This window comes from Paenibacillus cineris (assembly GCF_018333335.1).
GTDB classification, from domain to species: Bacteria; Bacillota; Bacilli; order Paenibacillales; family Paenibacillaceae; genus Paenibacillus_AQ; species Paenibacillus_AQ favisporus.
The window spans coordinates 4,071,997-4,085,637 of the sequence record NZ_BORU01000001.1; the positions used below are offsets into that span (position 1 = coordinate 4,071,997).

At 53.1% G+C, this 13,641-nt stretch carries 9 protein-coding genes and 1 other annotated feature; of the genes, 3 read left to right on the forward strand and 6 right to left on the reverse strand.

The window, feature by feature from the left end; all coding sequences use genetic code 11:
• Positions 1–130: 130 nt before the first annotated feature.
• Entirely contained in the window at positions 131–2,116 is a 1,986-nt protein-coding gene (locus KI379_RS18985) for a sensor domain-containing diguanylate cyclase (protein ID WP_212984419.1), read from the reverse strand.
• 476 nt (positions 2,117–2,592) lie between these two features.
• Between KI379_RS18985 and rpsD the strand changes: the two genes are divergently transcribed.
• Entirely contained in the window at positions 2,593–3,192 is a 600-nt protein-coding gene (gene rpsD / locus KI379_RS18990) for a 30S ribosomal protein S4 (RefSeq protein ID WP_076169912.1), read from the forward strand.
• A 143-nt stretch (positions 3,193–3,335) separates the two neighbouring features.
• On the opposite strand, the gene tyrS is transcribed toward rpsD, so the two are convergent.
• The gene (tyrS, locus tag KI379_RS18995; protein ID WP_212984420.1) at positions 3,336–4,589 is read right to left on the reverse strand and encodes a tyrosine--tRNA ligase; all 1,254 of its coding nucleotides are present in this window, start codon (positions 4,587–4,589) and stop codon (positions 3,336–3,338) included.
• Positions 4,590–4,646: 57 nt separating this feature from the next.
• Positions 4,647–4,911, reverse strand: a binding site (T-box leader).
• Between the two features lie 148 nt (positions 4,912–5,059).
• On the opposite strand from tyrS, the gene KI379_RS19000 reads away from it, so the two are divergent.
• Positions 5,060–8,176 carry a transglycosylase domain-containing protein gene (locus KI379_RS19000; protein WP_212984421.1) on the forward strand — a complete coding sequence of 1,039 codons (3,117 nt, stop codon included), beginning with the start codon at positions 5,060–5,062 and terminating at the stop codon, positions 8,174–8,176.
• Between the two features lie 203 nt (positions 8,177–8,379).
• Here the strand turns inward: KI379_RS19000 and acsA are convergent, their stop codons facing one another.
• Complete coding sequence (gene acsA / locus KI379_RS19005; protein WP_105444570.1) at positions 8,380–10,104, reverse strand: acetate--CoA ligase; 1,725 nt, start codon at positions 10,102–10,104, stop codon at positions 8,380–8,382.
• A gap of 283 nt (positions 10,105–10,387) precedes the next feature.
• Between acsA and KI379_RS19010 the strand changes: the two genes are divergently transcribed.
• Positions 10,388–11,020, forward strand: a complete 633-nt coding sequence (locus KI379_RS19010) for a GNAT family N-acetyltransferase (RefSeq protein ID WP_089548156.1) — start codon at positions 10,388–10,390, stop codon at positions 11,018–11,020.
• Positions 11,021–11,197: 177 nt separating this feature from the next.
• On the opposite strand, the gene KI379_RS19015 is transcribed toward KI379_RS19010, so the two are convergent.
• From KI379_RS19015 to ytxJ, 3 genes are all read right to left on the reverse strand, one after another.
• Positions 11,198–11,896, reverse strand: coding sequence for a 5'-methylthioadenosine/adenosylhomocysteine nucleosidase (locus tag KI379_RS19015; protein ID WP_089548157.1), 699 nt, complete (start codon positions 11,894–11,896; stop codon positions 11,198–11,200).
• A gap of 206 nt (positions 11,897–12,102) precedes the next feature.
• Complete coding sequence (ccpA, locus tag KI379_RS19020; protein WP_076169906.1) at positions 12,103–13,116, reverse strand: catabolite control protein A; 1,014 nt, start codon at positions 13,114–13,116, stop codon at positions 12,103–12,105.
• Positions 13,117–13,206: 90 nt separating this feature from the next.
• Positions 13,207–13,554 (reverse strand): bacillithiol system redox-active protein YtxJ, encoded by a 348-nt coding sequence (gene ytxJ, locus KI379_RS19025; RefSeq protein WP_076169905.1) that lies wholly within the window; start codon positions 13,552–13,554, stop codon positions 13,207–13,209.
• Positions 13,555–13,641 lie beyond the last annotated feature (87 nt).

The window sequence follows — 13,641 nt, forward strand, 5'->3', positions numbered from 1 at the left end:
ACTGCCTTTCCGGACAAAATGAACCAAGGTTCATTTTTCGATCATAGGTCCTTTTTGCTTTATAGGCTGTCCCCCGCCCGGCCAGTTCATGCAAAAATAAGGCGCCCCCACCCGGGAGTGAGGCCGCCTGCTACATATCGTTCATGTTTTCCATTTGGATTTGGTTGCGTCCGCTGTTCTTTGCCCTGTAGAGGGCCATATCCGCTCTGTAGAACAAGCTGTCTACACTCACCTGCGGGTCCGTCCAGCACCATTCCGCGATTCCGCTTGAAATCGTTACGGACGGGCTTGTCTCCCGGGCGACCCGGCTCCGGATCACTTCAGCGACTTTGACCGCCTGGTGCACCCCTAGCTGCGGCATATACACAGCCAGCTCTTCTCCGCCCCAGCGTGCAGGCACGTCTTCCTCCCGGATGGAGGATTTCACGATATCGCTGACCTGCCTGAGAATGTCGTCCCCTTTCTGGTGGCCGTATGTATCGTTAACCTGTTTGAATTCATCAATGTCCACCACGATCAGAGACCCGCAAAAATCGCTCACTTGATACTGCTGAATCATCTTATCGAGGTAATGGCGGGCGTACATGTCGGTCAGCATGTCCCGGTTGGCCATCCGTCTCAGCTCGGCGTGGAGCAGCGCGTTGCTCACCGACAGGCCGATGTGGCTGGACAAGGTCTGCAGAAGCCGGTAGTTGTCATAGGAAAAATAATGAGGGCTGCGGTGCGTCAGCAGAATCGCCCCCATTACCTTGCCGTTTACGGTCAGCGGTGAAGCGATGAGGGATTGCGAATGCGTGATTTCCATCAGCTTTGAGGGGACTTTGCCGTTCAGCGAATAGTCTGACAGAATTACAGGTTCCTTTTTATGAAAGACAAGTCCGCCGAAGCCGTACTCTGCGTCAAAAGACGGGGCAAGACCGGGAACGTTGGATGCCATGACCTCCAGAACGTCCCGCTCCTCATTGTACTGCAGGAAGCAGCAGTAATCCGCCTGAAAAATATCCAGCATCTCCTCGCTGGCAAACTTGTAGATATCCCCCAGCTTGAGGCTCTGGTTCAGCCGCTGGGTCAATTCGTTAATGAGGCGCAGCTCATGAATCAGCAGGTTCGACTGCTCGTAGAGCTTCGCATTCTCGAACGCGTTCCCCGCCGTGTCGACCACCATGCTGATCAGCTGCAGATCTAAATCTTCCCGGAGCTCCCGGGACATCACCAGATGCAGCACCCCGTAGACGCCCTGCTTGCCGCCGAGCGGTATGGCGATTTCGGTCTGGCCTTCCATTCCTTCGCCGCTGCCATCCTGCATCATGAGCCTTCCATCCATAAAAGACCTGACGCAGATATCCTCGCCCCAGGGATGAAATACGAGCGGTTCTACCCGCGGATTGCGGCTCTGGTGGTCCTGGGACATGAGCAGCCTCGCCCGGATAGTGGGGTACAGTACTTCAAGGCTGTCCAGAACTTCCGTCAGCACAGTCTCGACGTCGATCTGATCATGCATCCGCTGCATGATTTGGAACAGGATGGACCGGCGGTTGGCTTCCCGTTCCGTGCTTTCCTGTACCTTCAGAATGTCCGATACGAGGGCGAACTTAAAGCTTTTGTACAGGCAGGAACGATAGTGAAGCGCCATCGCGGCAACGGTGTCCCGGATTCCTTCATCAAAAAAGCGTGCGGGGATTCCGCAGACCAGAAGGCATACCAGCGCATGGTCCCGGCGTGTAAAGACCGGAATAACCGTCGTGACCCAGGAGCTTCCGCGATCCGCCGGGTCATCAGGATGGACCCAGACTTGTTCCCCGGACTCCAGGCAGCGCCCGATCTCTCCCGTCAAACCGCAGAAAGGTTCCGCAAGGAGAGCTTCATCGCCTTCGATCCACCGCCCCTCGTAATCTGTCACGGCCCACAGGGCTTGTCCGCTTAACGTCAGCGCCTGCCCTTCGGTGCACCATTGGAGAAAGGCTTCCTGAATCACGTGATCCACATAGGGCAAATCATGAATGGACAAGTCGATCTCCTGCAGCCAGGAAGTAGCCGACTCTGAGGAAAACGCCAGCTCGGTATTCGTCTGGAACAGGCTTTGATGCTTGGTTGTTTCTCGTTGGTGTTCTGACATAGACAGGCGCTCCTTTACACCGTGCCCAGAGGGTGTCTTTCAAGGCACCATAGAATCACAATCAATCATTGTCATCCTTGCAATATGAAAATCCCCTGACAAAGTCGGGTTATGTCGGATGTGTTATAATAATCATATTCTACTCTGTTCCAAGCAATTTTGCACTCATATTTCAGATATTCGTCCTACTTTTTTAGGACTATAGCCCTATCGACAAAATTAGACTTTTCCAGCACAATGTCAGGCCTTGACTTTTGCCTACTCTATAATATAAAATCTATTGTTGAAAAAGACTGCAATATAGTCTTGATTTGGGCGTAACGTTGTGTCACCCTCACGTCATTTGTTGCTGACAGGACAGCGGCTGAACTTTCCCGTCAGTTGTGCAGTTCGTACTAGGACGCACAGGTAAACAAATACGGCGCAAATAGAGCCCTACTGTAAATTATTCGAAAAATAAAGGAGTCTACTATAACATGGCACGTTACACAGGTCCAAAGTTCAAATTGAGCCGTCGTCTGGGAATTTCCCTGAGCGGTACTGGTAAAGAATTGAAACGCCCTTTTCCTCCGGGACAACACGGTCCTAACCAACGGAGAAAAATGAGCAACTACGGTATGCAGCTTCAAGAAAAACAAAAATTGCGCCACATGTACGGTTTGGGTGAAAAGCAATTCCGCACGCTGTTCGACAGAGCGCAAAAAATGCAAGGTATTGCCGGTGAAAACTTCATGTTCTTGCTGGAAAGCCGTTTGGACAACCTTGTTTACCGTCTTGGTTTCGCTAACTCCCGTGCAGGAGCGCGCCAATTGGTCGCTCACGGTCACGTGACTGTTAACGGCAAGAAAGTAAACGTTGCTTCCTACCAAGTAAGCACAGGCGACGTGATCGGTCTTCGCGAAAGAAGCCGCAGCCTCTCTTCTATTAAAGAAGCGCTGGAAAACCGTACGCATCTGCCAGGCTACCTGGAGTACAACGATGGAGCTTTGGAAGGTAAATACATCCGTTTCCCAGAGCGCGCCGAGCTTTCCCAAGACATCGACGAAAGACAAATCGTCGAATTCTACAACCGTTAATATTTGCTGCAACCAAGCCTGGAACTTTATGTTCCGGGCTTTTTTGTTTGTTCTGGATGAAAAACAGGGCTGACTGGCAGCCCTATGTATCGTGGTAGTATCCCCCTGGCCTCTCCCAGCCTTCTCACAGCTTCTTACATCTTCTATAGCAGCCGGAGCTTGGCAAATTTGCGTCTTCCCGCTTGAACGATATCGCCGTCCCGGACCGCGATCTCCGCATGGGGATCCTCGATTTTCACTTCATTCAGCTTGACCGATCCTTGCTGAATGCTCCTTCTGGCTTCACTGTTGGAAGAAGCAAATCCGATGAGGGTCAGCAGCCGGACCAGCCGGATGGCCCCTCCCTGCAGCTCGTTTGCGGGGATATCGCGCAGCTCGATATCTTCAGGAAGCGCACGCTGCTGAAAGACCGTGACGAAATGCTGCCGGGCCGCTTCGGCCGCCTCCTGCCCGTGGTACATCCGGACAAAGGCTGCCGCCAGGCTCATTTTGGCATCCCTTGGGTGGATACGGCCGCCTTCCAATCCTTCGCGCAGAATCCGAAGGTCTTCATTCGTTATATCCGTGGCCAGCTCGAAGTACTTCACCATCAGACCATCCGGCACCGACATCGTTTTGCCGAACATTTCGTTCGGTGCGTCATCGATTCCGATGTAATTGCCGAGGCTTTTGCTCATCTTCTGCACGCCATCCAGCCCTTCCAGCAGCGGCAGCGTAACCGCCACCTGCGGTTCTGCCCCGTATTCCTTCTGCAAGGTGCGGCCCATCATGAGATTAAACGTCTGATCCGTACCGCCGATCTCGATATCCGTCTCCAGCGCCACCGAATCCATGCCCTGCATCAGCGGGTAGAAAAACTCGTGAATGCTGATCGGGAGACCGCCGGCATACCGTTTGGAAAAATCGTCTCGCTCCAGCATCCGGGCCACCGTCACTTTGGAACCGAGCCCGATCACGTCGGCAAAGGTCATCGGTCCGAGCCATTCGGAGTTGTAGTATACCTTCGCTTTGTCCGGACTTAATATTTTGAACGCCTGAGCCTGGTAGGTTTCCGCATTCCGCTTCACGTCCTCTTCCGTCAGCTGCCTGCGGGTTTCCGATTTCCCGGTCGGGTCGCCGATCCGGCCCGTGAAATCCCCGATGATCAGCTGCACCTCATGGCCCAGCTCCTGAAACTGCCGCAGCTTGTGCAGCACTACCGTGTGCCCCATATGAATGTCCGGAGCGGATGGATCAAGACCCAGCTTTACCTTGAGCGGACGTCCTTGCACAACCGACCGGATTACCTTGCGTTCCAGCTCTTCGTTCGGCAGGATTTCGACCGTCCCCCTCCTGATGACAGCCAGTTGGCGTTCAATCTCTTCCTTCTGGGCCGGCGTGAGTTGTTCCCAGTTCATCGTCATCAACCTCTCTCTGATCCGTTAGAATGTACAGCAAAAAGGCTCCTGCGCGTCCCAAGGGACGAGAAGGAGCCTGCTCGCGTTACCACCCTAATTAAAGCAGCCGTTTCGGGGACGATCCCCTTTCACCCACTGCTTTCACTTCATTACGATAACGGACTGCCAGGTCCGGTGCCAGACTACTTACGCTCCTGGTGACGCGCGTTCCTCCGGACGGCTCAAGACGGTAATTCAAAGGGAGAGGCTGCCGGTTTGCACCACCCACCGGCTCTCTGATCAGCCCAGGCTCCCTTCTACTGGAGTCTTTCTTTGCCTTTTGACGATATGTTCTTTTTGGATTAACCCTATTTATACCACACACCCGAAAAAAGTCAATGATTGCCATCCATTTGGCCACGATTCGATCTCTGCATTCAAAATACGCAATTTATGCTATAATAGTTCCGTCAAAAGGAGGATAGCCACGAATGGTTGAAGATAACAAACAAAAGCCGGAAGAGCAGACCGCTCCGAAAAAACGGTCCTACGGCCGCATCATCGGCCTTACCGCGATGTGGACGCTGGTCGTTATCGTTATGGGAGCGCTGTTCGCCGGCGGTACGGCAGCCGGGTACCTCACTTCCATCGTGAAGGATGATCCGGTCCGTTCCAGGGCATTGATTGACCAGAAGATGAGCGAGAACTCCATTACGGGATTCGCCTACTTCCGTGACGGCACCCCCATCGGACAGCTTCGGACCGATGAGGACAGGCGCCCCGTGGAGTATAAGCAGATACCGCCCATCGTCATCGACGCCGTCGTATCGATTGAAGACAATAACTTTTTTACACATAAGGGTGTTGACATCAAGGGCACGCTCCGTGCCGTCAAACAGAAGCTTCTGCATGAATCCGTGCAGACCGGAGGAAGCACGCTCACCCAGCAGCTGGCCAGACGCGTTTTCCTGAACCTGGACAAAACGGAAGACCGGAAATTCAAGGAAATTTTGCTCGCGCTCCGGCTGGAGCGGTTTATGACGAAAGAAGAAATTTTAACGGCATACTTAAACAAGGTTCCGTTCGGCAACGGATCCAGCGGCTACAATCTGTACGGTATTCAGGCCGCAGCCAAAGGCATTTTTAATATTAGTGATCTCAGTAAATTGAACGTCGCCGAGGCGGCTTATTTGGCCGGTCTTCCTCAGCTGCCTTCCAGATATTCGGCCTTCAACGGCAAAGGCGAGTTTAACGAAGCCAACTTTAAACGCGCCATCGACCGGCAGCATTTGGTGCTCCGGCGGATGCTTGAGGAGAACAAAATCACGGAGGCGCAGTACAAGGAAGCGCTCGCTTTCGACATCCGTAAGCAGCTGGCTCCCCATGTGGAGAAGGCATACGCCACCTTCCCTTATCTGATGATGGAAACGGAGCGCCAAGGCGCCCAAATCATCATGCAGCTGAATGAGCAGGCGGAAGGCAAGGTTCCCGGGGACGATGCGAAGCAGGACGGCGACCTGCTTGAAGAAGCCCGGCAGCAGCTCAGCACGGGCGGGTATCGGATCTATACCACCATTGATAAAAAGGTGTACAATACGATGCATAAAATCGCCGAGGATGACAGCAACTTCTCTCCTGACAGCAAAACCAAGGGGGCCGAGCAAACGGCGGCCATGATGATCAACAACAAGACCGGCGCCATTCTAGGCATGATCGAGGGCCGCGATTTTAACAAAGAACAGATGAACTATGCGACCCAGATGATCCGCCAGCCGGGATCGACGATGAAGCCGATTGCCGCTTATCTGCCGGCGATTGAATCAGGGGCCATTCAGCCGGCAAGCGTGGTTGACGATTCGCCGATCATTTTGCCGGACTGGCAAAAAGGGTATCATATTCCCAAAAACTCAACTTCGGGATATAAAGGATTGATGACGGCGCGCTCCGCACTCAACAATTCCGTGAATACGGTCGCGCTTAAACTATACAATAACGTTGTCGGAATCCAGAACGCCTGGAGCTTTGCCAAGAAGCTCGGGATCACGACCCTGCAACCGGATGATTATGGTGCAAAGACCGGCGTGCTGGGCGGCCTCGTTTACGGTGTGACGGTTGAAGAGCTGACCAATGCTTACAGCGCCATTGCGAACAACGGCCAGTTTAACGACGCCTACATGATCGAGAAAATCACCGACTCCAAAGGCAACATCGTGTATCAGCACGAAGCCAAGCCAGTGCAGGCTTTTTCCAAGCAGACGGCCTATCTGATGACCGACATGCTGCGGACCGTCATCACCGAAGGAACCGGCGATGTCGTCCGCAAAAATTACAAGCATTTTAAAACCGTGCCGATCGTCGGCAAAACGGGTACGACCCAGAATTACGGCGACGTCTGGTTTTTGGGCTATTCCCCTGACGTGACGCTCGGGGTCTGGGCTGGCTATAAGGAACAAAAGAACACCTTGACCACCAAGGCGGCGAAGAAACGCGCCCAGTCCATCTGGACCCTCGTGATGAACGAGGTGATCGACAGAGAACCGGAGCTGTTCAAGACTTCGAAGTTCGATAAACCGGACGGCATCGTAACCAAGACGGTGTCCGCCTACAGCGGCAAATTGCCGACATCGCTCACGGACCGGTTCGTGACCGACATTTTCAACAGCAAATACGTTCCGACGGAAAGCGACGACGGCATAGCCAAAGAGAAGTACATTACCTACAACGGCGTAAACTATATCCCGCAGGATGGTACGCCGGATGACATGCTCAAGGAGAAGGTTGTCGTCAAACGGGAAAAGCCGATTTCCGAGCTGATCAAAGAGCTGGAGAACGCGTTTGCCAAAATGAAGGGCGGCCACAATGCGCTGTCTTACTACATCCCGAGGGATGCCAACAGCGACATGCCGACCAAGATCGATCCGCGCGTAGACGACGGCGCCGCACCGGCTGCCCCATCGAACGCTTCGATCTCGTGGAACGGCAGCAAGGCCGTCATCACCTTCAGTCCTACCGGACAATCCGATGTCGTCGGCTACCGGCTGTACCGCTCGGATAACGGCGGCTCCTACCGGAGACAGGCCAGCCTTCTCGTCGGAGAAGGGTCATCCTTTACCAGCGCTGCGAGCGGCGGATCCAGCTTCTATGTCACGGCCGTGGACGTGGCCGGCAAGGAGTCCGCACCGAGCATGACCGTCGGCCTGGGCGGCGGATTGACCAACATTATCGGAGGCACGGACAATCCGGACGGGGAACAAGGACAAAACGACGGGCAGGACAATCCGGACGGCGGTGTGGCATCCGGAGAGACACCGGGAACGGAACAGGCGCCTCAGACGGCTCCAGCCGCTCCTAGCGGGCTTCAAATGGCTGCTACGGAGACCGGAATCCAATTCCAGTGGACCGCCGCAGGAGCCCAGGAAATGGTCACAGAGTACGATGTTTATTACAGTACGAATCCGAACGGTCCGTATGTTAAATTAGGCACCAGCACGGAGCCTGGCTTATCGTACACCACATCGACTCCAATCAAAGGTTACTTCTTCGTATCTGCGGTAAATAGCGCAGGCGAATCGCCAAAATCGCCGGGCGCCTACTTTGAGAAAAAGTAATGGACCTGGCAAGCAGATATAGCATCACAAGAGGCAATCCCGGTATGGGATTGCCTCTTGTATTGTATAGAGCGGTTTATCCGAAAAATCGGGATAACGAAAACAGCCGGCTGTCAGGGTATAACCCTGAGCAACCGGCTGTTCTTTATTCTGTTTACGGCGGTATCCCTTACCGTTAGCAAAGGTAACGCTAGATTCAGTGCTTAGTCTTCAATTGTGGACAAATCGCCTGTCGGAAGGTTTAACTCCCAGGCCTTCAGCACGCGCCGCATAATTTTACCGGAACGCGTCTTCGGCAGTTTATCCTTGAACTCAATTTCGCGCGGTGCAGCATGGGCCGATAATCCCTCTTTGACGAAGCGGTAGATCTCGTCCTTAAGCTCCTGCGACTCGGTGTAACCTTCGCGAAGCGAGATAAACGCCTTGATGATTTCGCCTCTCGTCGCATCCGGCTTGCCGATGACGCCGGCTTCTGCAACCGCCGGGTGCTCGACAAGCTTGCTCTCGACTTCGAACGGTCCGATCCGCTCGCCGGACGAGTTGATGACATCGTCGATCCGGCCTTGGAACCAGAAATAACCTTCTTCGTCCATGTATGCCGAGTCCCCGGAAATATACCAGCCGGGAATTCTGAAATACTCCTGATACTTGGCCGGGTTTTTCCAAATCTGGTTCATCATCGAGGGCCAAGGGGCCTTAATGGCCAGATTGCCCATCGTATATGGCGCCACTTCCTTGCCATTATCGTCCAGGATAGCGGCCTCGATCCCTGGAAGCGGGCGTCCCATCGAGCCAGGCTTGATGGCCATGGAAGGATAGTTACAGATCAGCTGCCCGCCCGTTTCGGTCATCCACCATGTATCGTGAATGCGCTGCCCGTATACCTTCTCGCCCCAGCGGACGACTTCAGGGTTCAGCGGCTCGCCAACGGACAGAACGTGGCGGAGGCTGCTGAGGTCAAACTGGGAGATCACATCGGCCCCGGCCCCCATCAGCATCCGGAAAGCAGTCGGAGCGCTGTACCACACCGTGACTTTGTATTTATCAATCGTGCCGTACCAATCCTGCGGACTGAAGCGTCCGCCGCGGATGACATTGGTTACCCCGTTCAGCCATGGGGCAAAAATGCCGTACGATGTCCCTGTTACCCAGCCCGGGTCAGCCGTACACCAATAGGTATCGTCTTCCCGAAGATCAAGGACGATCCGCCCCGTATAGTAATGCTGAATCATCGCATTCTGAACGTGGTATACGCCCTTCGGCTTGCCGGTGGAACCGGAAGTATAATGAATAATCAATCCGTCGCTGCGGTCCAGCCATTCGATCTGCAGGTCCGCAGGCGCTTCGTTCATTTCCTGCTTATAATCAATAATGCTGTCGTCCGTCTGTACATTGTCGCCAACGACGAAAATATGCTTCAAGTCGGGAAGCTCATCCTTCTTGACGCGCCCAAGCAGCTGTGGCGTCGTAATCAGGGCGACGGCCCCGCTGTCTTCGAGCCGATCCTTGACGGCCGTCTCCATAAACGCTTCAAAGAGCGGTCCAACGACGGCTCCCACTTTCAAAATACCCATGAGGGAGAAATAAAGCTCCGGACTCCGCGGCATAAAAATAAACACCCGGTCTCCCTTACCGATACCGTATTTACGCAGCACGTTACCGAATTTGTCGGACTGCTCCTTCATCTCCGCAAAGGTATATGACTCGTCACGGGAAGCATCGCTGTACAGGAGCGCCGTCTTCGATCCGCGTCCTTCCGCCACATGGCGGTCAATTGCCTCGTAAGCCATATTTACCTTGCCTGTGTCATACCAGGTGAAATGTTTCTCCACATCTTCCCATTGAAACTCGGAACGAGCCTGTTCATAATCGCCCATATTGGATGATGAAACCACGCTCGGCAAGATTTCATTGTGAATTTGATCCATACTTTCATCCTCCCTCTGTTCTCCCATGCTAGGGCAGCGCTTACAATCTTGTATGAGTTCATGCCAATAGATTGACACCATACACATCATGACTTGATTTACGAGAGTTTTGAATGATTGCTGAAAGGGTATAGCATACAGGTTAAGCACTTACGGAAACAGCAAAAAATGTGACTAATTTATGTCAGAGATATTATAGCACAGGATGTATGCCCCTGCCATTCCCTTTTCATTTATTTGTTTTTTTGCTATAAGTAGGTTAGAAGCAGAAAGGAGCGTCCAGATGGAACACCTCAAACTGTATCATGTCCATCCGCTGTCCCGCGAGGACCGCTGCCTGATTGTCGAAGGTCCCGTACCGCCGGGAAGACTCGCGGAGCTTACGATGCATCCGGATCTCGACGCTTTCCGCAGGCCGGCAGAGCAGCACAAGGCGTTGATCGAAATCGCCGGCCTTCCGGAAGGGAGAATCATCATTACCCGGGATGAAAACGTGATCGTCGGCTATGTCACCTTCCATTACCCGGACGAGCAGGAACGCTGGTCGCAGGGCCATATGGCCGACCTGATCGAGCTGGGAGCGATTGAGGTGGCCAACAGCTACCGTTCGCTGGGACTCGGGCAGAAAATGATCACAACCGCTTTTGAAGGCGGCCAAATGGAGCCCTACATTGTCTTTACGACCGAGTACTATTGGCATTGGGACCTCAAATCCAGCGGCCTCAGCGTATGGGACTATCGCAAAATGATGGAGCGGCTGATGAAAGTCGTGGACATGGTATGGTACGCCACCGACGATCCGGAGATCTGTTCCCATCCGGCCAACTGCCTTATGGTCCGCATCGGCCGGGACGTTCCGCTATCCTCCAAGGAACAGTTTGACCGGATCCGTTTCCAGCAGCGATTTATGTATTAACCATATACACAATGTTTCGGAGATTGCCTTTGCCATATGCCGGACAAGCCGAAAAAATCCCCGGTCTCCCGGAAGAGAGACGAAGCGAGCCGATCATCGTGCGGCTCCATCCTCTCTTCAAGGGACTGGGGATTTTTAGTTAGATTCCAATCGTTTCGATGCTTGTCGAGCCGCCGACTACAACCGCTGCACCATGTAATCCAAAATCGCATGGGAGCGGCGTGACGACGCCACCGTAAATTCAGCAAAATTCGCATGTGCCGAACCGTCGGCCTTGTCGGACATCGACCGGATCACAACAAACGGCACGCCGTTCATATAGCAGACTTGGGCTACGGCAGAGCCTTCCATTTCGACGCAGGCTCCTTCCATATGCTCATAAAACCAGGATACCTGATCGACGTTCGCGATAAACTGGTCCCCCGAGAGAACACGTCCCACCTTGCAGTTGACCTCTCCGAGAGCCTGGCAAGCTTCCTGCGCCAAAGCGATGAGACTTGCGTCCGCCTTGAACTCCGATACTTCCTGGTAAGGGATTACGCCACGTGCATATCCAAGCGGGCTGACATCCATATCATGCTGCACGCAGTCCGACGAAATGACGATATCGCCGATGTTCAATTCCGGATGAACGGCTCCGGCCACACCGGTAAACAGCACTTTGCCGACGCCAAACTGGTCGATCAAAATTTGCGTCGTTACCGCCGCATTGACTTTGCCCACGCCGGATTTGCAAACGATAACCGGCTTGCCTCTGTATGTACCCCGGGCATATTTGACACCCGCTTTCGTAACCGTCTCCGCCCCTTCCATCCCGGCAAGGAGCAGTTCCACTTCCTCATCCATGGCTCCGATGATTCCTATCATTTCTGGCATGTCATCTTCAATCCTTTCAAGCGGTCAGTTCTCGATGATGCTATTTTTGTGCAAAAATATGATTCCGGACGATAAGTCCTTAATTGGCTATGAAAACAGGCACATGGCCGCATCGTATCTGTTAATAGCCGCACATCCCAAAAAAAGCTCCCTGAAGGAGCTTTTTTCACGAGTATTCAACCTTTTTCATATTTGGATATGTCTATTTATTCCTCGTTCACATGACTTACGGAGAGCCGCAAAATCGTTTCGTGAGGAAGAATGACCCGAGGGTTGTCCACATTTTCTTTCTTCATCAGCTTGGTCAAGAGACGCATCGCTACCGCACCCAAATCGTACATCGGCTGCGCTACAGTCGTCAGCTGCGGACGAACCATCGAAGCCATGCGGATGTTATCCACACTGATGATCGAGAAGTCATCGGGAACCTTCAGACCTTCGTCTTGAATGCTGTGAATGGCGCCGATCGCCATCTCGTCGGTGGCCGCAAAGATCGCCGTAGGCTTCTTCTTCAGCCCGAGGAAATACTTCATCGCTTCCACACCGGACTCGTACCGGTAGTTGCCGATGCGAACCAGGTCTTCCTGATACTCGATGCCAGCAGCTTCCAGCGCTCTCTTGTAGCCTTGGAAACGGGCATAGCCGTTCGCCGGGTCCTGGAGCGTTCCGCTGATCATGGCGATGTCCCGGTGACCGTGACGAATCAGCGTATTTACCGCGTCAAAGGCGGCCGCCTCATGATCGATATCCACGGAAGGATAAATGCCGTTCTCGTCGCGCGTCGCACAGAGCACGATCGGCACAGCCGAAGTCTGGAAGGCCTGAATATGCTCGTCCGTTACGGTTCCGCCCATGAAGAGCAGCCCGTCCACCTGCTTCTCAAGCAGCGTGTTGATGACGCGAATTTCCTTGTCTTTTCTCTTGTCAGCGTTACACAAAATGATATTGTAGTGGTACATATTGGCGATATCTTCGATACCCCGTGCGATCTCCGCAAAAATGGAGTTGGATATGTCCGGAATCACGACACCCACGGTTGTCGTTTTCTTGCTGGCAAGTCCTCTTGCCACCGCGTTCGGACGATATCCTAAACGTTCAATTGCTTCATATACTTTCTTCCGGGTCTGAGGCTTCACGTTCGGATTGTTGTTGACAACCCGCGATACCGTGGCCATCGATACGCCTGCTTCACGCGCCACATCGTAAATGGTTACCGTCAAATTCCTTCTCTCCATTGCAAATAAATTTTCATTCGTCAACCCATTAAACTCAATGATACGACAAAATTTTGCATTGTGCAATGATTACACTTACAGCTGTTGCAAATGCTCTTTAATCACTTCAGAAGTAATATGAGAATGAGACGTATGCCAGATGGGCGCCTGATTTTGAACCAGAATAACCTGAGGCGATTCATGCTGCACCCCAAGACGATCCGCCGCTTCCATCGATACCGGACGGTCTTCGACAACATGGATCAGACCATACTGTACGGCTTCATTCGGCTGATCTTCCAAGTAAGACATCATTTCCCGATACGCACCGGCGCTGATCGGGCAGCGTGTACTGTGCTTAAACAGCAGCAGAGGCTTATCTGTGGAGGCTTCCAATGCGGATTGCAGCTGATCGCTAGTAGTCAGTTTAGTCATTGTCGCCATTTGATATACATCCCCTTTTTTCGATTCAAATCTGAATCTATCGTATCAAAAAGCTCGTGAAAAATCCAACATACCTAGCGAAAAACC